Below are 21842 nucleotides of genomic sequence, written 5' to 3'. Positions count from 1 at the left end.
TATCTGTAAATTACTGACAATCTGTCTAAATTCAGAGGGGGAATGACTTTTGAGCAGATATATCAGTAATCAGTTGGATATGAAATACCCTTATCAATTTCTACGCTATTGCAGACGCCTGATGTGGGCACTGATAGTGGCCTTTATGGTCGGGGTTCACAACTTTTATAAACAAGAAATGGATTCAGCTGATTCTATTGTCTCCTCCATACAGATGGACGAGGAGGAGGAAGATTCATCCCCTAAAGATTGAATAATAAGGAGCCAAGATTCCATGTCCAAAATCTTGACTCTACAATCTGCAATTATTTTTTCCCTTCAATAATTTTTGTCACGACATCCGGATCAAGCAAGGTGCTGGTATCCCCCATATTATCGAAAGATCCTTCCGCTACTTTACGCAATATTCTACGCATGATCTTCCCTGATCTGGTTTTCGGTAACCCCGGCACAAGTTGAATTTTATCAGGCTTGGCGATTGGACCAATGATTTTGGATACCATCTCCTTAATCTCGTTGATCAAATTATCCTCTGTACGATTAGTCAAATCAGCTATCACGTATGCGTAGATACCTTGGCCTTTGACCTCATGTGGATATCCGACTACAGCAGATTCAATAACTTTAGGATGTTCGTTGATCGCGTTTTCCACCTCAGCAGTACCCATTCTATGTCCAGAAACATTGATCACATCATCAACACGCCCTAGGATTCTATAGTAGCCATCGTGGTCACGTTTCACACCATCCCCTGTGAAATACATGCCTTTGTAAGTAGAAAAATACGTTTGCTTGCAACGCTCATGATCACCATAAGTGGTGCGGATCATGGAAGGCCAAGGGAATTTGATGCATAGATTTCCTTCTACGGAGTTTCCAGTCAATTCATTTCCCTCAGGATCTACTATACATAGCTGTACTCCAGGAAGAGGCAAAGTTGCGTAAGCAGGTTTGGTAGGAGTGATTCCTGCGATCGGAGAAACCATAATTCCGCCAGTTTCTGTCTGCCACCATGTATCTACTATAGGACATTTATTTTTCCCTATGTGCGTGTGATACCAATGCCATGCTTCTTCATTGATCGGTTCGCCTACAGAGCCCAACACTTTCAATGAGCTTAAATCATAATTAGCTATTGGCTCAGTACCGTAGGCTTGCAACGCCCTAATTGCTGTAGGAGCGGTGTAGAATACATTGACTTTATGCTTTTCTACCACTGCCCAGAATCGACCAGCATCAGGGAAAGTCGGTACGCCTTCAAACATCAGAGTGGTCGCTCCTGCCAAAAGAGGTCCATAAACTATATAAGAGTGGCCTGTAATCCAACCCACATCAGCTGTACACCAATAAACATCGCCTTCGGAGTATTGAAATACATTATCAAATGAATACTGAGAATAAACCATGTATCCCCCTGTTGTGTGAACGACACCTTTCGGCTTTCCAGTGGAACCAGAAGTATAAAGAATGAAAAGCATATCCTCACTGTCCATTTCTTCTGCGGTACATTGCTCAGATTCCTCTGCTATTACCTCATGCCACCAGAAGTCTCGCCCCTCTTTCATCATAACTTCTTGCTTGGTGCGCTCATAGACAATAACGGTTTCCACTGAGCTTTTCTCTAGCGCTTCATCCACCACTGCCTTTACTGCTATTTTTTTATTTCCACGAAAATTTCCATCTGAAGTCAAGATTGCTTTTGCTTCACAATCAATTACTCTATCTGCTAACGCAGAGCTGGAAAACCCTGCAAAAACAACGGAGTGAATGGCCCCAATCCTTGCACAGGCAAGCATCGCGATTGCTGCTTCAGGAACCATTGGCATATAGATAATTACCTTATCTCCTTTACCGATTCCTTTACTTTTGAGCGCATTTGAGAAGCGATTTACTTCGTGGAAAAGCTCTCGATAAGTCAGCGTTCTTCCTTCTTCATTCGGATCATTTGCCTCCCAGATAATAGCCGGACGATCGCCGATGGTATAAAGATGGCGTTCAAAAATATTTTCTGTGATATTGAGCTTACCATCGATGAACCACTTTATGTCAGGCTCTTCGAAGTTCCATTTCAATACCTTTGACCAGCGTTTTCTCCAGTGAAATGAATCCGCAATTCTTGCCCAAAACTCTTCAGGCTGGGTTACGCTTTTTTGGTATTCGTAGAGGTACCCGCTGAGGGTATGAATTCTGTCACTCATAATAATTTTGGTTTATTGTATTCAATTCTGGGTAAAGTATAGTCTAATTTAGTGATCCTGTGCTTTACCAGCACCACGAGGAATTCTTATTTCCTCCACCATATCCTGTACAGCCTGTGGTGGAGCAGGAGTGAATTTGGATACAGTCACACATACGATAAAATTAAGGATCATTCCTATAGACCCTATGCCTTCTGGTGAAACCCCAAACCACCAATTCTCCGCGCTACTAGTTTCAGGACTGACAAATTTGAAATAAACTATGTAGCCAATCGTAAATACCAGGCCTGTGATCATTCCTGAAATGGCCCCTTCTTTGTTAATTCTCGAAGAGAAAATGCCCATGATAATGACAGGGAAAAAGGATGCTGCTGCTAAGCCAAAGGCAAAAGCCACTACTTGGGCAACAAAGCCTGGTGGATTTATTCCAAAATAGCCTGCAAGAAGTACTGCTCCAGCTGCAGCAATACGAGCAATCCGTAACTCCTTTTTTTCCGAAATATCCGGTCTGAATGTCTTGAACAAATCTCTTGAAACAGAAGTAGAAATAACCAAAAGTAAGCCGGCAGCCGTAGAAAGTGCAGCGGCCATTGCTCCAGCCGCTACCAAGCCAACTACCCAGTTTGGAAGCTGAGCGATCTCAGGACTTGCCAGAACCATGATATCTCTGTCTATTGTCAGTTCATTTGCATCGGGATCTGCCACATATTGGACTTTGCCATCGCCATTTTTATCATCGACACTGATTAGTTGGGTCTTTTCCCAGGTGCTAATCCATGCAGGAAGCTCTGATATATTCTTTTCGGAGGTGCTTTCAATTGCATTATAAATTCCAAAAGCAGCAATCGCCGGAGCAGTGGTATATAAAATAGCAATAAAAACCAATGCATATCCAGCAGAAAGCCTCGCGTCTTTTACTCGTGGAACTGTGAAAAAACGAACAATTACATGCGGTAAGCCAGCCGTTCCCACCATGAGAGCCAGCGTGATCATAAACATGTCAGTGATGCTCTTTCTCCCAGAAGTATAAGCAGCAAAACCCAATTCGGTAAGTACTCCGTCCAATTTATCCAAAAGTGGAGTCCCATCCGCTACTGATCCTCCCAGCCCGAGTTGTGGAACAGGATTGCCTGTCAACTGCATGGAAATGAATATTGCAGGAACCATATATGCAAAGATCAACACGCAATACTGAGCTACTTGTGTATAAGTGATGCCCTTCATTCCACCTAGTACTGCATAGAAAAACACAATACACATCCCGATGACTACTCCCCACTCTATGGGAACTTCAAGGTATCTGGAAAATACAATTCCCACGCCACGCATCTGCCCAGCGACGTAAGTGAAAGAAATGAAAAGCGCACAGATCACTGCAACCACCTTAGCCGTATTGGAATAATAACGGTCTCCCACAAAGTCGGGAACGGTGAATTTGCCGAATTTCCTAAGGTAGGGAGCGAGTAAAAGGGCAAGCAAAACGTAGCCTCCAGTCCAACCCATCAAATAGACTGAGCCGTCGTAACCAGCAAATGATATGATTCCCGCCATCGAGATAAAGGATGCTGCAGACATCCAATCTGCAGCGGTCGCCATACCATTGGCTAAGGGGGATACGCCTCCACCGGCAACATAGAATTCTTGGGTAGATCCAGCGCGAGTCCAGATTGCTATTCCTATATAAAGTGCGAAGGAAAGTCCTACGAGAATGTAGGTCCAGGTTAAAATTTCCATAGTTTTTTAGATTAAAAAGTTATTCTTCGTCCACATCAAATTCCCTATCCAATCGGTTCATTCGTACCACGTAGACAAAAATCAGAATCACAAACACGAAAATCGATCCTTGCTGCGCAAACCAGAATCCTAGTTTATATCCACCAAGCCGGATTTCATTTAACTCATTTACGAAAAGTATTCCACACCCGAAAGAGACGACAAACCAGACTATTAATAGAATAAAAAGGGTTTGGAGATTTTTCCTCCAGTAAGCTTTCATTTTTTCATTTTGGGGAGGCATAATTTGGGGTTTAGGCTTAGAAAATAAAACAAGCCTTGAAGCTAGTGATTGCATCCATAGGAATGCAAGCTGATTTCCATGAAATATTCAAAAATTTACCGTATCGCCAGAAATTCGCCTGAGATTCTTTGGATTCATGCTGGAGTTACTTTATTAAGACTCCTTCTCAGAATCTGTGTTATTTTACTTTCACTTCATCAAAAACTCAGATAGAATTGCTAAGCCTGCCGCAAGAAAACTTACCAACAATTTGTTAAGCTGAAACTTATGATGAGGGCTGCTTTCAAAAAATATAGTGGTTGAAATATGTAGAAATCCTCCTGCGACTAAGCCATATAGGATCCCTATTCCTTGCTTTTCAAGGAGGCCTCTTTCAAATAAAAATGAACTGGACATCATCCCAAGAGGGGACGCCAATGCAAAAAGTGACAATAATATTAGCGTGGTTTTTCTGCTTAATGTGCTTGATAGCACTGCTGCCAAAGCAAATGCAGCTGGCCCTTTATGTAGGATTATTCCGAGTAGCACTGTTTTACTGTTATGCACATGACCAAGTAAATGCTCTCCTTGATCCATCAATTCTCCATGTGAAAGCAGTGTGCCTTCGAGAAATGCATGAATAAACAAGCCTAGCATAACGGTAGTCATAGCTTTGCTTCCCTGGTGCTCATGTGTATGGATATGTCCATGCTCGATACCGCTAGACCAGAATTCCAATAGTTGCTGCAGCAGAAATCCGATCAGGATATAAAGCCCCATTCGCTTGCTATCGAATCCACTATCGAATAGCTCAGGTAGAATGTGGAGAATGGTAATAGAAAAGAGATAGGATCCAGCAAATACCAGTACCAAACGAAAGTATTTCTCCCTGAATTTCGGAGCAAAAAAAACCAATGACCCTGCGATCATCGCAGTAAGAAAAAGAAGTAAAAATTTGAATTCCATCGTCCTGGGTTACTTTCCTTTTCATATGGTGAAAAGGAGAAAGTTATAACTCAGGCAAAGGTAATAAAATTCAATAGTGTTGCATTTAAAATTAATTTTCCTGTGGGAAAGACAAAAATGGCTTTAAGCTCTCGCTCGCAAAAGTTTTGAAACCGCCCAAACCGTCATCGTAAATTAAGAAGACTTCAATTTCATCGAGTTTTTCATCGAGTTCAATTGCACCATCTTTCCCCATTACCATCATAGCAGTAGCGTAAGCATCTGCAGTCATGCAATCACCAGCCACCACTGTAGCACTGAGTAAGGAATGGTTTACAGGATATCCTGTAGCTGGGTTAATAGTATGAGAGATTTTTACTGAGTCACGCACATAGTAATTACGGTAGTTTCCTGATGTTGCCATTCCTCGGTTTTGCAAGGCAATAATGCTGATGAGGTCAGACGCATTTGCAGATTCTTCAGGACGATTCACTCCAACTTTCCATAACTCTCCTTTATCGTTTACACCGTTTGCAACAAGCTCGCCGCCGATTTCAACCAAATAATTTGCTATTCCTTTGGTTTTCAAATAATCAGCAACCACATCAGAACCATAGCCTTTTGCGATAGCTGAAAAATCCAGATAGATCCCAGCTACTTTTTTGCGAAGCTGCTTCTGATCAAATTCGATTTTTGAATAGCCAACTGTAGCGAGCAGATTTTTGATATCCACACTGTCCTTAAGTTCTGGACCTCCTGGGCCAAAACCCCAAATATTTACAAGAGGTCCCACAGTAGGATCGAAAGCTCCATTGGTATTTTCAAAGACTTTTTTGGAAGCTTCCAGAACAGGCAATAAATAGGGTAATTTGAAGTCCAGAGTGTCACCTTGATTGAATTGACTAAGTTCTGAATCAGGAATGTAGGTGGAAAGGCTTTGATTAAACACAACCAAAAGTGAATCAATGGAAGTCTGCAAGTCACGACTCTGCTGGTCCATGTAAGTAATATTATAAGTCGTCCCCATGGTTTTACCCGAAATTGTCATTTTACCATCAACTGCATCGGTGGTTTCCTTCAAAGCTATCTCAGTCTTATCACGATTACGCCATGAGTATACCAGCATGATGGCGGTAAGAAGTACAATAGAATATATGATGTTTTTTCTGGCGTTTTGGCGCATGATCTTGAGTATTTGAGGGTGAATTTAAGGCTTATTTTTCAGTTTCGCAGGAACGCTTGGTATTCAAAAATGAGCGAGAAGGCATTCGTATTTTTCTATATTTGTGAGCGTACGGATAAACTATGAGAGAAGATTATTTAAGTGGTGAAGATGAAAGTCTAAGCCCAAAGGACAAGGATTTTGAAAAAGCTTTACGACCCTTAAGCTTCGAAGATTTTACGGGTCAGTTCAAAATCGTGGAAAATTTACGCGTGTTTGTGCTAGCGGCAAAGAATAGAAATGAGCCATTAGATCATGTACTTCTACATGGCCCTCCAGGCTTGGGAAAAACTACACTTAGTCACATTATTGCAAATGAACTGCGTGCTGGTATCAAAATCACCTCTGGACCTGTCCTAGATAAGCCCTCTGATCTGGCTGGTTTGCTCACCAATCTGGAAGAAGGTGATGTGCTTTTTATAGATGAGATTCATAGGCTAAATCCGATAGTGGAAGAATACTTGTATTCGGCTATGGAGGATTTCAGGATTGATATTATGTTGGATTCAGGCCCCAATGCCCGTTCGGTGCAGATTTCCCTAAGTCCATTTACCCTGATAGGTGCTACCACCCGATCAGGACTACTGACTTCTCCTCTCCGTGCAAGATTCGGTATCAATTCCAGATTGGAATATTACGATGCGAAATTATTGACAGATATTGTTACGCGCTCTGCAGGTATTTTGCAGACGCCAATTGATGAAGTCGCCGCTTATGAAATAGCAAGAAGGAGCAGAGGCACACCAAGAATCGCCAATATGCTCCTTCGGCGAACGCGTGACTTTGCACAAGTCAAAGGGGATGGCACCATTACATTAGAGATCTCCAAGATTGCACTAGATGCGCTTGACGTAGATGTGAACGGGTTGGATGAAATGGATAATCGAATCCTATTGACCATTATAGAGAAGTTCAAAGGAGGACCAGTAGGTCTGAGCACGATTGCCACGGCTTGCGGGGAGGAAGCCGAGACTATAGAGGAAGTTTACGAACCATTTTTAATACAAGAAGGCTACCTAAAAAGAACAGCTCGTGGTCGTATGGCAACAGAGTTGGCCTATACTCATTTGAAAATTAAACCTGCTCAGGGAATGGGGGGGTTGTTTGAAGGGATGTGAGGAAATAGTAGCGTATTTGTAACTTATAAGTTACCTTTGGGGATGAAAGTTAGAGAGGTCATAGCTTTTAAAAATTATTTTGAAGATTTCCTAGTCTCTCAACCTCAAAAGGTTCAGGATAAAATATTCAAAATAATTGAAGCCATAGAAACTTTAGAGCGAGTCCCTCAAAACTATCTCAAATTCCTTGTCGGCACTGATGGATTGTATGAAGCCAGAATTCAATTAGGTTCTAATATCTGGCGTGTTTTCTGCTTCTTCGATCATGGAAAATTAGTAATTCTGTTAAATGAATTTCAAAAAAAAACTCAAAAAACGCCAAAACGTGAAATTGAAAAAGCGTTAAAACTAATGGCTGAATATTACGAGCAAAAAACAAGATAGACATGGAAACTAAAACCTGGAAAGATATTAAAAATGACGTTTATGGCTCAAAAGGAACTGAGCGTCGCGATCAATTGGATAGAGATTTTGAAAGTTTCCAGATTGGTTTACTTCTGAGAAAAGCTCGTGAAGAAAGAAAATTAACTCAATCTGAACTTGCAGAACTCGTGGATAGAAAGCGTGAATATATTTCAAGAATTGAAAATAATGGAAGCAATTTGACTTTGAAAACCCTATTTGATATTGTGGAAAAAGGACTTGGTGGCAAAGTCAAAATTTCAATTGAACTTTAGAATCCATTCCCGTTTTGCTTTGAATAAGGGTTATCATTGATCAGCTTATCTACTTTATCCTCCAATAATCCGATTTTTCACAGCCTTCTGCACAGCCTCCAACTTACTGTGAACCTGTAATTTTCGGTAAATATTTTCGATGTGTTTTCGGACAGTTTTGGGAGAAACAAATAAGTTTTCTCCGATCTGATTGTAATTGAGTCCTTTTGAGGTCTGTTCCAGAATCTCTATTTCCCTAGTCGTCAACTTAATATCTTCTACGGGTTGGGAGAAATCAGGTGGGTTGCGAAGAAGCTTAAGCGCTTTCATCGCTACTGACGGGGTCATCGCAGCACCACCCTCCATCGTATCCAATATGCCTTGATAGAGAGCTCTTGGATCTACCTCTTTCAAAAAATAACCGTTTGCGCCAGCTTGAATTGCCTTGAAAATATACTCATCATCATCAAATACCGTGAGCATAATTGTTTTGATCTGAGGATATTTTTGGGTCACATGAGCTACGGTATCAATCCCATTCATTTTTGGCATCTCGATATCCATTAAGATCAGATGAACATTCGAATCCTTCTCCAATTTTTCCAAGAGCTCCAGACCATTACAAGCAGCATATTTCACCTCTATTTTTTCAAAAAATGAAAGCTTTTCCAAAATGGCCTTGAGTAGAAAACTGTTGTCCTCGGCAATTGCTACTTTTATTGACATAGATTTCAGGTTTAAAAACAACTAGAATATACAAACTTGAGTACCTTTTCCAGTAGCTGAATCAATTTTCAATTCTCTACCTATGCGCTCTGCCCTGTTCCTCATATTACCCAATCCATTTCCAATACCTTCTTGCACTAGGCCTTTGCCATTGTCTTCTATACAAACCCGAATTTGTCCATTCTTCTGAGAAAAGACGATCTTAATCCGATTTGCTTCTGAATGTTTGATTGCATTATTAAGTGCTTCCTGAGCAACTCGATAATAGTTTACTCCTTCCATCGAATTGAGCAACAAATCCCTTTCCAAATCATCTTCCATTTCTAGCTCATAATCAATCTGTGGACAGGCAACTTTGGCTTTCGCAATCAATCCCGCAAGCCTGATCTGCAAATCACTCAGACTGATATTATCCTTGTTCATCGCCCAGATTGTATCACGAAGTTCATTCACGGTCTCCACTGTAAAAGCTGAAATCTGATCTATTTTACTCACCATTTTTTCCTTGCTTAACTCAAGGAATTTCAAGTTGTCCAATGAAGAAACTATGAAAGTCAGTTGCGCACCGATATTGTCATGAAGATCCGAGGAAATTCTATTTCGCTGCTCATGAAGCCGCTTTTGCGTTTCCTGCTCAGCGTAAATTTGCTGCAATTTCGCTTCCTGCTCCAAGTGTCTATTTTTGGTCTTCTGTCTATAATAAATGAAAAAGCCCACTCCCAAAATGATAAGCAGAAACACCACTAAAAGTAATATCTGATTATTACGGTTTTTTGCCAGTAATTCATGCTCCACAAGTGCAGCACGGGATTCAGCCAATTCCCGTTCCTTGGTTTCGACTTGATACTTTGCTTCCAATTCTCCTAGCACCTTCACTCGTTCCTCTTTGAAGATAGAATCTTTCAGCGTGGAATATTGCTCTAGGTAATCCATAGCGGTGGAAAGCTCACCTTTGGCTTTATGGAAGCGATACTGCTCTTCCAGGTAATCCCGCATTTTCTCTGTGGATTTGCTTTGCTCCACATATCTGTAGGCAGAATCCATCAAAATTTCAGCCTTCGGAAAGTCGCTCAGCTTGTACGCAATTGTTGCAAGATTGGTATAGTTTGCGGCCAAACTATAATCGTCTTTATCCTTCATATTCAACTTTACAGCCGTCTGAATCCATGATTGCGCTTCCTTATATTTTTCCTGCTTCAAGAGCGTATTCCCGATATTATTAAAGGTGAAAGAGATACGAGAACTGTCCAGCTTGTCGATATTATCGAAGATTTTGTAATGGTAAAAAAGTGCTGAATCCGGCTTGTCCCAATCGTCAAAATTGATTGCGATTGCATTCAACGAATAAGCTATAAATGTTGGGTTTGCTTTGTTAAAATGCGCGAGTAATTCATGTGCTTTCTTACCATATTCGACGCCCCTCGCATAATCTTCCATGTCATGATAAACCACAGAAATATCCAAAAGAGCATAGCCCATATAGTTGCTATCCAGTCCAGTGGTAGCATTTTCCAAGCCTTTTTGAGAGTAAAACAGTGCCCTATCCCAATTACCTGAATTAGCTTCCAATCGGTTTAGTCGGATATAACATAGACTGATCAGATCATTGCTTTGCTTGGGATCAAGTAGTGAAGCACTTTTTAGAAACATCTCCTGTGAAAGTGCATTTTCAAATTCCCGGTTGTATTTCTCCGCAACAAAAAAATAATATATCCCACTATCATTGGCGGCGTGTAGATTCTCCTTTTCGAGTTCGAAAATAATATCTACAGAGTCAGCATTGAAATAAGTTCTTCCCAATCTTTTTCTTAGATCTTGAGAAAAAGAAACGGAATCATTAAGAAAGAAAATTAGACTTAGGGTAAGAAGTATCCGCATTTACTAGCATTTACGACTAGTAAAATATAAAAAATGCCGTCGGTCATCAATAGTCCAACGGCATTTAAACGAATATTTTTTCCTTATCCGTAGATTTCTTCCAAAATCTGGGCTAATCTCACACTGGCAGCAATTAATCTTTCTTCTAAAAGCGGCGTGCTTTCATAGCCATATACGTAGGAGATTTTCTTATTCTCAGGTAGATTATACACTGTTGGTCTTGCGGCCACAGCTTCTGTCAGCCAATCCTGCATGCTAGCTGCACGATATCTCGTGATCACTTCCTTATTTACTCTTTTGGAAAGCTCATCTCCAATTTCAGTATAGCTCATCGATTTGCCGTCAATGATTCCGCTATCCCATACCGCATGTAAATTGGTAGCTCTCCCAAAATACTCGAGCTTCACATCATTGCCACCCCTATCTTTACCTGTTCCCACATGCAGTGGCTGATGGATGTCTTCCACCATATGAATGAGCATTTTTAGCAATTCTGCTTCTATTTGAGGCTCAAGATTTCCTGCTTTCAACTCGTTTTTGATGCGATTGATTTCAGCATAAACATTTCCTCCTTCTTCCTGAATCGACCCGTCGTATTCTCCACTAATGCTAGTCATATAATGCCAGGAAGAGGCATAATCAAAAGCATGATCTGATCTGATTTCATCCATCCAAGTTCCACTTCTACCTATAGACATTGGGTAGAGCACCTTCTCTACTTTCTTTCGAACAGATCGCTTCATTTGCTTCTCAGCCATATAGCCGATCAAATAGTGGCCTAATTGGCCCCAAGCGAAGGTTTGGGAAGCTAATAGAAAAACAAAAAATGAAGTAGTGAGGAGTTTTTTCATGTGTTTATAATTAATTTTCAAAGATCCTCCCGATAGCTATCGGGAGGAACCTCGCATAACGGATAATAATTCCTCCGTGTCTTGTTTGCAACATGCTCGATTGGAAATTGGAGAGAAAGCGGAAAGATAAAGCTAAAAAGCGGAAGGAAAGTTACCCGAAGTTTACCCTTTTTCGAGTTCGGATACAGCCAAGAATGCCATCAAACCTGCACCAACTTCCAAAGCATCTTCATCAATATCAAAAGTAGGTGTATGAACTCCAGAGGTAATTCCCTTAGCTTCATTTCTTGTACCTAATCGGTAAAAACAGCCTTCAACTTCCTGAGAATAGAAAGCAAAATCCTCAGCAGCCATCCATATATCCAAATTAAGTACATTCTCTTCACCTAGATAGTCTATAGCTGCCTGATGAGATCTCGCTGTCAACTCAGGATCATTTTTCAAAAATGGATACCCTTTCTTAATTTCAAAGTCTACTTCTCCTCCCATTCCCTCTACAATTCCCTTGGCAATAGAAAGCATTTTTTCGTGAGCTTTTGCTCTCCAAGCTTCGTCAAGCGTCCGGAAAGTACCTTGAATCTTTACTTCGTCAGGAATTACATTCGTAGCACCTAATGCCTCCACTCTTCCAAAGGAAAGAACTGAAGGGACCCTTGGACTAGCGGCTCTACTGACTACTTGCTGCAGAGCAACAATCATATGAGATGCGATCAGAATAGGATCTATCAAGGTCTCAGGCATTGCGGCATGACCACCTTTGCCTTTTACTGTCACATAAAGTTCATCAGCACTGGCCATATAGATTCCTGGACGGAATCCGACTTTGCCAACTTCAATAAAAGGCATTACATGTTGACCAATAATTCCATTTGGTCGTGGATTTTCAAGTACTTTATCAGCGATCATCAAAGAAGCCCCTCCTGGAGCCACTTCCTCGCCTGGTTGAAAAATCAACTTGATAGTTCCCTCAAAGTCGTCTTTGACTTCATTTAGAATTTTCGCTACACCTAACAAGGAAGCAGTATGTGCATCATGACCACAGGCATGCATCACACCTGGATTTTGAGATTTATAAGAGACGTCGTTTGCCTCTATGATCGGCAATGCATCCATGTCTGCACGAAGAGCTATGACTCGCTTGGTAGGGTTTTTTCCTTCTATCAATGCAGCCCATCCAGTGTCTGCCTTCGATTCTATGTTAGTAATTCCTATTTCCTGAAGTTTTTCCTTTACAAACTTCGAGGTATTATATTCTTGAAAGGAAAGTTCAGGGTTAGCATGAAGGTGGCGACGATTTGCAATTACTTCTTCCTTGTAGGCCTTAGCCAGAGATTTAATTTTGTCCTTCAGCATTTTATTGGTTGAGTTCATTTAGCGTCTTGAATTCTTCGCGCTGAAAGCGGTCTTGAATTATCCTCGCTGTGGGGAATTCTGTTTTTACTTCTGCAAAGCTTTTTTGTGCTTCTATTTTGTGTGCAAATTTTCCAACTTTCACGAAATACCTTGGCTGCTCATATTGCATTTCAGGAATAAGGTCAGGAAAATTCATTGCTAAATCATCACGGGTTTTGAACGCCTGGTTGCGATCAACTCCCGAATAAACCAAAACTGAATATCCATTATAGTAGGGCTCAGACTTATTCTTACTTATTAAACTTTCCTGTACCTGATCCAATTGACCATCAATAGCCTCCGTAGATTCAGAAGATCCAATAGAAGATTTTGCATTCATCTGCGCACGATAATCTGGATAAAGAGGAAGCGATGGACTTAGGTCTTCTTGGTAATTCGCATACCTAGATGCAGAATTCGATATGTTGCGAGAGCTTTTGCAACTCGCGAAAATTATTATTAATCCTAAAATCCAGAAAATTCTCATGCTTCGTTTAATTATCAATGACTACACATTTTCCTTCCTGCACATCCTGTTCCACACTTTTATATTTCACATCATTTTTAGTGATTCCATTCGTATACTGAACAGAAACTTTATCATTTCTCCCGTAAACCTTGTCTGATTTCCTAGGAGCTACTACTTGTGGAGCAGTTCTTCCAGCATTGGAAGCAGCTGCAGCCGCACGGTTTGCACCAGGATTTAGCGTACTACCAGCCTCAGCTTTAGAAGCCTGCACATGTGGCTCTGAAGAGTGTTGAGGTGCAGCAGCATGCACCTGATTTGGATCTTGCTTAGGCAGATCTGCCCTCGTCAAGAAAGTAGTCATATCTTCATTCAGCTTGCCGATAAAGCGCTTGAACATCTCAAACGCCTCAAACTTATAGATTAAAAGAGGATCTTTTTGCTCATAAACGGCATTTTGTACCGACTGCTTTAAGTCATCCATATCTCTCAGATGCTCTTTCCAGTTTTGATCAATAATAGCGAGCGATACATTTTTCTCGATTGCTCTAACTAATTCTCTTCCTTCAGAATTCACTGTGGCTTCGAGATTCGCTACCACACCGATTTGCTTGATTCCATCAGAAATAGGTACCATGATATCCTTCACAGTAGCTCCTCTTTCTTCCTGAACTCGCTTGAAAATCGGAAGTGCGGTGCTCGTCATTACCTCATTTTTCTTCTGATATGTTTCAAACGCAACAGTATAAAGCTCCTGAGTCAATTGACCTGCATCTTTAGACTTGAGATCATTTTCAGATACATTATGATCAACACCAAGGGTAGTAAACACATTCATTCTGAAATCCTCTGGATCAGCGGTGGATTTGCCCATATCTACCAAACCTTCGCAGACATCGTAAAGAATGTTCAAAATATCCAGTTCCAGTCTTTCTCCTTTCAGTGCATTTCTTCTTCTCTTATAAACTACTTCACGCTGTGAATTCATCACATCATCGTATTCAAGTAGTCTCTTTCTTGTACCAAAGTTATTTTCCTCCACCTTACGCTGCGCACGCTCTATAGACTTAGAAATCATGCTATGTTGGATCACTTCTCCCTCTTCAAGACCCATTCTATCCATCAATTTGGCGATACGATCAGAACCAAAAAGACGCATCAAGCTATCTTCCAAGGACACAAAGAACTGAGAAGAACCCACATCACCCTGACGACCAGATCTTCCTCGAAGCTGTCTATCGACACGACGTGATTCATGACGCTCTGTACCGATAATTGCCAGACCTCCAGCTTTTTTTGCCTCAGGAGATAGTTTAATATCTGTACCACGACCAGCCATGTTGGTTGCAATAGTTACTGTACCTGATTGACCCGCAATTGCTACCACATCCGCTTCCCTAGCGTGCTGCTTCGCGTTCAATACCTGATGAGGTATTTTCTTGAGCGTCAGCATCCTACTGAGTACTTCTGAGATTTCTACCGAGGTAGTACCTACCAATACTGGTCTTCCTGCAGCGACTAGCTCATTGATCTCATCACCTACTGCGTTGAATTTCTCACGAACAGTCTTATAAACCTTATCGTCACGGTCATCTCTGATAATCGGCTTGTTAGTAGGAATAACTACCACATCCAGTTTGTAGATTTCCCAGAATTCTCCAGCTTCAGTCTCCGCCGTACCAGTCATACCAGCCAGCTTGTGATACATTCTAAAGTAGTTCTGAAGGGTAATCGTAGCATAGGTTTGAGTAGCATCTTCCACCTTCACATTTTCCTTCGCCTCGATCGCTTGGTGCAGGCCGTCAGAATAACGGCGACCTTCCATCACACGACCAGTTTGCTCATCGACAATCTTCACTTTGCCATCCACCAAAATATATTCCGTGTCCCGCTCAAACATACAATATGCCTTGAGCAATTGGTTTACGGTGTGAATACGTTGCGCTTTGATGCTATAATCTTTTATTGCTTCCTCTTTACGAACAAGCTTCTCAGTATCTGAAATCCCTACTTCTTTCTCCAAATCGGCTATTAGTATCCCGATATCCGGAAGAATGAAAAACTCAGTGTTTTCATTCTTAGTAGTCATCGTCTCGATACCACGATCTGTCAAATCGACTACATTTGTCTTTTCATCTATCGTAAACAATAGCGGCTCATCAGCTTCTGGCATCTGGCGCTTATTATCCTGTAGAAAATGATTCTCTGTCTTCTGTAGAATAACTCGGATTCCTGGTTCAGAGAGGTATTTGATCAATGGCTTATACTTCGGCATTCCGCGGAAAGCACGGAATAAGGCCACACCACCTTCTTTATCATTTCCATCAGCAATCATTTTCTTGGCAGAGCTCAAAAAACCTTGCACTAACTTTCGCTGCTCGTCTACTAGCGTAGAAACCCGAGGCTTCATGTCATCAAACTCATGCACATCGCCTTTAGGCACGGGTCCAGAAATAATCAATGGAGTCCTTGCATCATCAATCAACACGGAATCGACCTCATCTATCATTGCGAAGTGATGCTTACCCTGAACTAAATCTCCCGCCTCGCGAGCCATGTTATCTCTTAGGTAATCGAAGCCAAACTCATTATTGGTACCGTAGACGATATCAGATCTGTAGGCTTTCTTACGGCCTGCTGAGTTAGGAGTAAATTTATCGATACAATCCACACTTAATCCGTGGAATTCAAAAAGTGGTGCATTCCATTCGGAGTCACGCTTAGCCAAGTAATCATTCACTGTAACGATGTGAACGCCCCGTCCAGCAAGAGCATTGAGGTAAGCGGGAAGGGTAGAAACCAAAGTTTTACCTTCACCAGTTGCCATTTCGGCTATTTTCCCTTTGTGAAGCACCATACCTCCGATCAGCTGCACGTCATAGTGAATCATGTCCCAAACAACTTCAGTACCTGCGGCCATCCACTTGTTATGCCAAATCGCATCATCACCCTGAATCTCTACGTGTGGTTTGTTTGCAGAAAGCTCACGATCACGGTCGGATGCCTTCACAACTAGCTTCCCGTTTTCTTTGAAGCGCCTTGCTGTTTCTTTCACTACCGCGAAAGCTTTTGGCAAAACTTTCTCCAAAACAACCTCTAAGGCTACGTTTCGATCTTTTTCTACCTGATCTATCTGATTGAAAAGCTGATCTTTTTCATGAATTGCTTTTGCCGGCAACTCATCAACTTTTGATCTGATAGTAATGATCTTATCATCGAATTCTTTCAGATGAGAGTCGATTTCAGCTTTGATTTCTTCAGTTTTAGCTCGCAATTGATCATCGCTAAGGCTCTTTAATCCAGAAAAAACTTCATTGATCTGGGTAACGATCGGGAGAAGTTCCTTTATATCTCTGTCGGACTTGGTTCCAAATACTTTTGCAAGTCCTTTTGCTATAATATCTAACATGCTAGCTTATTGTAATTCTTCTTGGGCTTCAAAATTAAGCCCTTTTTGTTATAATTGATAATAAAACCAGTTCATCGGAGAAGAACTCCAATAGGTTGGTTAAACACTTATTTTTCCGGCAAAAACCTGCTTTGCAGGTCCGATCAACCAGACTTCTTTAAAACTTCCATTATCGGAAACTTTAAATTTTACAGATAATTGACCACCGAGGGTCTTGATTTTAATCATTGGAGCAGGCTGCTCTTTGCCGAAAGCAATTGCTGCCGCCGTCACTCCAGTGCCACAAGAGAGTGTCTCATCCTCCACACCTCTTTCATATGTACGAACGAAGATTTCATCTGCACTCACCTTTTCTACGAAATTCACATTTGTGCCTGCAGGAGCATACATTTGGTCATATCTAACCTTTTTCCCTTCTTCGAAAACAGGATAGTTATCCACGTCCTGGACAAAGCGAATGTGATGCGGCGAGCCGGTATTGACAAAGGAATCCTCTCCTTTTTCATCTATTCCAGCTACATCTCCCATCAGAAGTTGCACCAATCCATCTTTCAGAGTAGCTTCATGAGCCCCATCAATGGCAAGGAAACTCGTCCTTTCCTCCAAAATCCCCAGAAAAGCTGCAAAGGAAACTGCGCATCTCGCACCGTTGCCACACATACTCTGACTTCCATCGGCATTGAAATAGATCATCTCAAAATCAAAATCTACATGATTACGGATCAAAATCAACCCATCAGCGCCTATGCCAAACTTTCTATCGCAAAGTTTACTAACTAGTTTCAAATCAGAATCATCAAATTTCTGGTCACGATCATCAATCATGACGAAGTCATTGCCTGTTCCTTGATATTTGTAAAATGAAATTTCCATGGAAAATTGTTGTGGATATGGGGACAAAAACCCATCCAAGCCAATGTTGTAACACAAACTTAAACATCTTGTCACAAATTCAGACTTATTGTCTGATTCTCAATTTAAAATCGGTCAGATAATTCTTTTTTCGCAAAATTCTCAAGCAAATTGAATAGTTCATAGAGCTGACTCATCTTAAAATGGGATTCTCTGCCTTCGAATACATCTCAATTCCGTCCTTTGATGCAACAGGTTGATAATAATTTCTACAAGGATTGCTTACCTACTCCTAAATCTGAAAAACCTCAGTACGATTGAAAAACCATTCTCTTTATTTGCTGTATAAACCATGATCTGACAACAATAATTTCGTTCAAAAAAAAGAATTAAAAAGCGGAATCTATCATTCACTATTTGATCTAATTTTCTTTTTATCAATTACTTATCAACAAATTGGGAGCTCCGAAAGTAGCTGTTTTTTTATAAGACAAGGGATAACTGCCCTTTTAGATTTCACGAAACTATTTCTTTTCATCCAGCTAAATCTATCAATGTAAGAAGAAAAATTTCAAAGTGGCACTTGTGTTGAAAAGGCAACAGGAACCAAAATATTAAAAACTTATGAAATTGAATCTTGGAAAAATAGCCTTTGCTGCACTAGTCATCCCAGCAGGTTTGGGACTATTCTCTTGCGAATCAGAAGATGAAAGCCCGATTTCGGAATCTGAAACTCAGGCTTCATTAAAAGCCACAGCTACCCAACCTAATTCAAGTTCTTCAGAAAACGGGAGATTTACAATTAGCGGGTTTACTGTGAATGAATTTACAGTTGGGACTCAAAATGTAGAAATGAAGTACTATGCTGCCGCAGACTTAGTGACAGGAATTGATTTAGGTGGGATAGAGCTTAATACCGCCCTAAACGCAGAATTACAAAGCTCGTCCTCACAGGAAAAAACCCTTACATTACTATCTAATGGAGAAACTAAAATTTCTTTGGTAGGTGAAGGAAGTACTCCAAAAGGAAAGTACAAAGAAGTTTCTTTTTCACTTTATAAAGCTCAAAGCAGTGAGGATCCGATGTATCAGAAATCGTTGCTCATCACTGGAGAAATCAATGGCAAGTCAACTCAGTTTTGGACTGAAACCGAAAAGGTAATAGAAGCTACTGCAGAATCTGACTCAGGAATTGAAGTAGAAAACAATACAGAATTACTACTCTCTTTTGAAATGGAGAAGCTTTTCGCAGATGTTGATTTTAGCACGGCCACAGATGCTAATAATGATGGTAAAATTGAAATCAGTCCGAACAGTCCTGATGGTAATACTGAAATTTTAACCCAGTTAGAAGCTAACATAGAAAACTCCGTAGTGCTGAAAAAACGATAACCCAGACTAGACTATTCTTCAAAAAGACCGGAAATTCCGGTCTTTTTTAGTTATTTCAGCCTTTCATCTATCACAATCTTATGCAAGACCCTAAGTCACTTACATCCGTAGCCTTATTCCACGAAACATTCAAGCACCCAGTCTTACCTTCTCCCACCATCCCAGATAAAGTAAGATGCGATCTCCGTGTCTCTCTTTTGGCCGAGGAACTAAAAGAACTTGAAGAAGCTATTGCAAATAATGACTTGGTTGAAGTAGCAGATGCCCTTTGTGACTTACAATACGTGCTTTCCGGGGCAATTTTAGAATTTGGTTTGGGAGAAAAATTTAAAACGCTTTTCGACGAAGTGCAGCGCTCTAATATGAGCAAAGCTTGCAAAACTGAAGATGAGGCCAAAGCCACTGTAGCACACTACAACGCAAAAGGTACTGAGTGCTTCTATGAAAAAGAAGGGGATTTGTACTTGGTCTTTAGAGAAGGGGATAGAAAAACACTGAAATCCGTAGCTTATTCACCGGCAGATTTAGAAGCAATCATCAAATCATAAAGAATCAGTAGTGGAAGTTTTTAATTCTTTCCCCTGATGATTTTTCAACTCTACAATTCGGCCCGGCATATTAAAGCCGGCCTTTTCTAATGCCGTTAGTACCATCAAAATTGCTGAACTTTTTACGACAGCGTCGGATATTGCACGATCAAAGGTGTTTACCCAAAAAGTCACCTGAATATTCAGTGTGCTTTCAGCCATCTCAGTCACCCAAACTGATGGCAATTTAGCACTATCCAAAACTCCAGGAACCTGCACTATTGCGGACGAGATCACTTCAATAGCAGCTTGGTAATCCGAACCATAATCCAGCCCAACTATGAAGTCATAGCGCAGAAATCCATCTATAGTAAAATTGACCAGAGGATTTTTGAGGATCATCCCATTGGGGATGAATACATCTTTTCCGTCACCGGTTTTGATCTGCGTATCTCTGAGGTTAAGGGTAAGTACTTGGCCCCTCATCCCATTTATATCTACAATATCCCCGACCCTAAATGGTCGCTTGAAAGCCAGTATAATTCCAGCTAGGAAGTTTTCTCCAATATCCTTCAATGCAAAACCAATAATGAAGGCGGAAATACCTGCTCCTGCCAGCATCCCTGAGATCACTCCGGTCAAGCCAATAATCCGGAATACGATCAGCAAACCAATCAGAATCACAATAGACCCAAAAACCCCAGCTAAAAAATTAGCCAGCAGATCGTCGTCCATTCTCTTGATTAATCTTTTACTCAGCAGAGCCCGTGATTTTCTGGCTAGAAAAAGAAAAATCAAAAATGTACCAAGCGCAATGCCTCCGACAATTAGCCATTGCTTTACGGCGGGCCAATCTGCTGATAACAATTCCAATTCATTCATAGGTTTTAAAGTACAAAAAAATGAATGTACAAGTGATAAGAAGCTTGATTTCCCCTAATCCTATACGAGGATATTTCCTGATGTGATATTTCCATTATTATTGCCGATTACCCTGTAAAATACAAAAAGCCCCACATTTCTGTGAGGCTTATGTACCAGGAGCGGGAATCGAACCCGCACGGCCTTACGGCCACAAGATTTTAAGTCTTGCGTGTCTACCTATTCCACCATCCCGGCTTCACTTGGATTACCAAGCTACTAGTTCCGTGAAACAAGAAAGCCCTTGAATCAAGGGCTTTTTGAGCGGGAGACGAGATTCGAACTCGCGACCCCGACCTTGGCAAGGTCGTGCTCTACCAGCTGAGCTACTCTCGCGTTGTGTTAACTGGAACGTGATCCAGTTGAATTGTGGATGCAAAGGTAAGCGTCACAAATAAAATCACAAGCATTCCTCCGTTATTTTTTTAGTGATTTCTTTTATTAATCACACTTATCATTGATTTTCAAGGAAGTATCAGAAAGGATACATTGATAAAATTTTCACCATTTCTCCCACATTCCTTGCTTTGAGCTTTTTTAGGATGTTTTTTCTATGCGTGGCTACTGTATTCACAGAAATATTCAACTCCTCGGCAATTTCCTTGGACTCTTTACCATCCAAAATCAACTTTACGATCTCTTTTTCCTTTTTAGTCAAGGCAACTACTCTGCTATTTGGCGAATTCTTGCTCACAAATATCCGCGTATTATCCTCTTTTTGATACGAATAATTCCAATCATACCCAGTTGTTTTGGGTGGTGTATGTAACTGGACAATGATATGTAGATCCATTGCAAAATTACCCGCAGCATCAATCAAGTATGGCCGTACTTTCCCCAGCATCCAAGAGATTGCGTTGGTTTTACGATGCACCCAGCGGGTGGTATATGAAAATTCAAATGTATGCTTCTCATCCAAAGTGAGCTGATGGAAACTATCAAAAACTATTTTCTGAAAGCGAAATAGCTCAGGCCTGTCTTCCGGATGGATCATCGTAAAAGATGTTTCCATTCCTTTAGCCCGAAAAATGGACTCGGGATATCCTGTCAGTTCTTCTACATTCCCTGTAAAAAATGCCAAGTTTAAATTTCTATAATCAAAACAGCCAATGGTAATTCCTTCCCGCATGCCGATGTTCTGGCTTAGCTGTTCAAGCTCATCCATTTTCTTTTGCTCATCAGGATATTCTTGAAACTCCTGTTCTTTCCACTCTTGAAAAAACTGAGTGTACGTATTTTGCTTCCTCAAATCTTTCAGCAATACTTTATCCATAAAAAAAAATCTTTTTCTTA

20 protein-coding genes and 2 tRNA genes are annotated in these 21842 nt (G+C 40.9%); 6 read left to right on the top strand and 16 right to left on the bottom strand.

The features are described 5' to 3' along the window. The first annotated feature begins 79 nt into the window (after nt 1-79). Entirely contained in the window at nt 80-253 is a 174-nt protein-coding gene (locus SYJ56_RS01765) for a hypothetical protein (protein WP_323831818.1), read from the top strand. Nucleotides 254-305: 52 nt separating this feature from the next. On the opposite strand, the gene acs is transcribed toward SYJ56_RS01765, so the two are convergent. The 5 genes from acs to SYJ56_RS01740 all read right to left on the bottom strand — a co-directional run bounded on the left by acs (nt 306) and on the right by SYJ56_RS01740 (nt 6322). Further along, entirely contained in the window at nt 306-2198 is a 1893-nt protein-coding gene (gene acs, locus SYJ56_RS01760) for an acetate--CoA ligase (RefSeq protein ID WP_323831817.1), read from the bottom strand. Between the two features lie 48 nt (nt 2199-2246). Continuing rightward, on the bottom strand, nt 2247-3932 hold the full coding sequence (locus SYJ56_RS01755; protein ID WP_323831816.1) for a sodium:solute symporter family protein: 1686 nt from the start codon (nt 3930-3932) through the stop codon (nt 2247-2249). Between the two features lie 19 nt (nt 3933-3951). Further along, a complete protein-coding gene (locus tag SYJ56_RS01750) occupies nt 3952-4215 on the bottom strand; it encodes a DUF4212 domain-containing protein (RefSeq protein WP_323831815.1) in 264 nt (87 codons plus the stop codon). Nucleotides 4216-4404: 189 nt separating this feature from the next. Next, a complete protein-coding gene (locus tag SYJ56_RS01745) occupies nt 4405-5160 on the bottom strand; it encodes a ZIP family metal transporter (protein WP_323831814.1) in 756 nt (251 codons plus the stop codon). 91 nt (nt 5161-5251) lie between these two features. Then, nucleotides 5252-6322 carry an FAD:protein FMN transferase gene (locus SYJ56_RS01740; RefSeq protein WP_323831813.1) on the bottom strand — a complete coding sequence of 357 codons (1071 nt, stop codon included), beginning with the start codon at nt 6320-6322 and terminating at the stop codon, nt 5252-5254. A 122-nt stretch (nt 6323-6444) separates the two neighbouring features. On the opposite strand from SYJ56_RS01740, the gene ruvB reads away from it, so the two are divergent. From ruvB to SYJ56_RS01725, 3 genes are read left to right on the top strand one after another with little or no spacing between them, the layout of a single operon-like run. Then, on the top strand, nt 6445-7479 hold the full coding sequence (ruvB, locus tag SYJ56_RS01735; protein ID WP_323831812.1) for a Holliday junction branch migration DNA helicase RuvB: 1035 nt from the start codon (nt 6445-6447) through the stop codon (nt 7477-7479). Nucleotides 7480-7521: 42 nt separating this feature from the next. Beyond that, nucleotides 7522-7863: a type II toxin-antitoxin system RelE/ParE family toxin gene (locus SYJ56_RS01730; RefSeq protein ID WP_323831810.1), complete on the top strand. Its 342-nt coding sequence runs from the start codon at nt 7522-7524 to the stop codon at nt 7861-7863. A 2-nt stretch (nt 7864-7865) separates the two neighbouring features. After that, complete coding sequence (locus SYJ56_RS01725; RefSeq protein WP_323821416.1) at nt 7866-8156, top strand: helix-turn-helix domain-containing protein; 291 nt, start codon at nt 7866-7868, stop codon at nt 8154-8156. A gap of 54 nt (nt 8157-8210) precedes the next feature. On the opposite strand, the gene SYJ56_RS01720 is transcribed toward SYJ56_RS01725, so the two are convergent. The 7 genes from SYJ56_RS01720 to dapF all read right to left on the bottom strand — a co-directional run bounded on the left by SYJ56_RS01720 (nt 8211) and on the right by dapF (nt 17730). Next, nucleotides 8211-8861, bottom strand: a complete 651-nt coding sequence (locus SYJ56_RS01720; protein ID WP_323831808.1) for a response regulator transcription factor — start codon at nt 8859-8861, stop codon at nt 8211-8213. 21 nt (nt 8862-8882) lie between these two features. Next, the gene (locus tag SYJ56_RS01715; protein WP_323831805.1) at nt 8883-10739 is read right to left on the bottom strand and encodes a tetratricopeptide repeat-containing sensor histidine kinase; all 1857 of its coding nucleotides are present in this window, start codon (nt 10737-10739) and stop codon (nt 8883-8885) included. 83 nt (nt 10740-10822) lie between these two features. Then, nucleotides 10823-11590, bottom strand: coding sequence for a S1/P1 nuclease (locus SYJ56_RS01710; RefSeq protein WP_323831804.1), 768 nt, complete (start codon nt 11588-11590; stop codon nt 10823-10825). A gap of 162 nt (nt 11591-11752) precedes the next feature. Then, complete coding sequence (locus SYJ56_RS01705; protein WP_323831803.1) at nt 11753-12943, bottom strand: M20 metallopeptidase family protein; 1191 nt, start codon at nt 12941-12943, stop codon at nt 11753-11755. 1 nt (nt 12944) lies between these two features. Next, a complete protein-coding gene (locus SYJ56_RS01700) occupies nt 12945-13469 on the bottom strand; it encodes a hypothetical protein (protein WP_323831802.1) in 525 nt (174 codons plus the stop codon). A gap of 7 nt (nt 13470-13476) precedes the next feature. After that, complete coding sequence (gene secA, locus SYJ56_RS01695) at nt 13477-16857, bottom strand: preprotein translocase subunit SecA (RefSeq protein ID WP_323831801.1); 3381 nt, start codon at nt 16855-16857, stop codon at nt 13477-13479. 99 nt (nt 16858-16956) lie between these two features. Beyond that, entirely contained in the window at nt 16957-17730 is a 774-nt protein-coding gene (gene dapF / locus SYJ56_RS01690) for a diaminopimelate epimerase (RefSeq protein WP_323831799.1), read from the bottom strand. A 603-nt stretch (nt 17731-18333) separates the two neighbouring features. Here dapF and SYJ56_RS01685 point away from each other — a divergent pair. Together SYJ56_RS01685 and SYJ56_RS01680 are read left to right on the top strand one after the other, a co-directional pair. Continuing rightward, entirely contained in the window at nt 18334-19101 is a 768-nt protein-coding gene (locus SYJ56_RS01685) for a hypothetical protein (RefSeq protein WP_323831797.1), read from the top strand. An 80-nt stretch (nt 19102-19181) separates the two neighbouring features. Continuing rightward, complete coding sequence (locus SYJ56_RS01680; protein ID WP_323831796.1) at nt 19182-19649, top strand: nucleoside triphosphate pyrophosphohydrolase family protein; 468 nt, start codon at nt 19182-19184, stop codon at nt 19647-19649. Here SYJ56_RS01680 and SYJ56_RS01675 read toward each other — a convergent pair. From SYJ56_RS01675 to SYJ56_RS01660, 4 genes are all read right to left on the bottom strand, one after another. Continuing rightward, nucleotides 19644-20510 (bottom strand): mechanosensitive ion channel family protein, encoded by an 867-nt coding sequence (locus tag SYJ56_RS01675; protein WP_323831794.1) that lies wholly within the window; start codon nt 20508-20510, stop codon nt 19644-19646. The genes SYJ56_RS01680 and SYJ56_RS01675 overlap by 6 nt on opposite strands. 153 nt (nt 20511-20663) lie before the next feature. Next, nucleotides 20664-20747 (bottom strand) — tRNA-Leu (locus SYJ56_RS01670). A 65-nt stretch (nt 20748-20812) separates the two neighbouring features. Then, nucleotides 20813-20885: transfer RNA gene (locus SYJ56_RS01665), tRNA-Gly, on the bottom strand. A gap of 139 nt (nt 20886-21024) precedes the next feature. Next, nucleotides 21025-21822: a LuxR C-terminal-related transcriptional regulator gene (locus tag SYJ56_RS01660; RefSeq protein WP_323831791.1), complete on the bottom strand. Its 798-nt coding sequence runs from the start codon at nt 21820-21822 to the stop codon at nt 21025-21027. Nucleotides 21823-21842 lie beyond the last annotated feature (20 nt).

It is taken from the genome of Algoriphagus aurantiacus, assembly GCF_035156405.1.
GTDB classification, from domain to species: domain Bacteria; phylum Bacteroidota; class Bacteroidia; order Cytophagales; family Cyclobacteriaceae; genus Algoriphagus; species Algoriphagus aurantiacus.
This window is presented reverse-complemented; position numbering and strand designations above follow the sequence as displayed.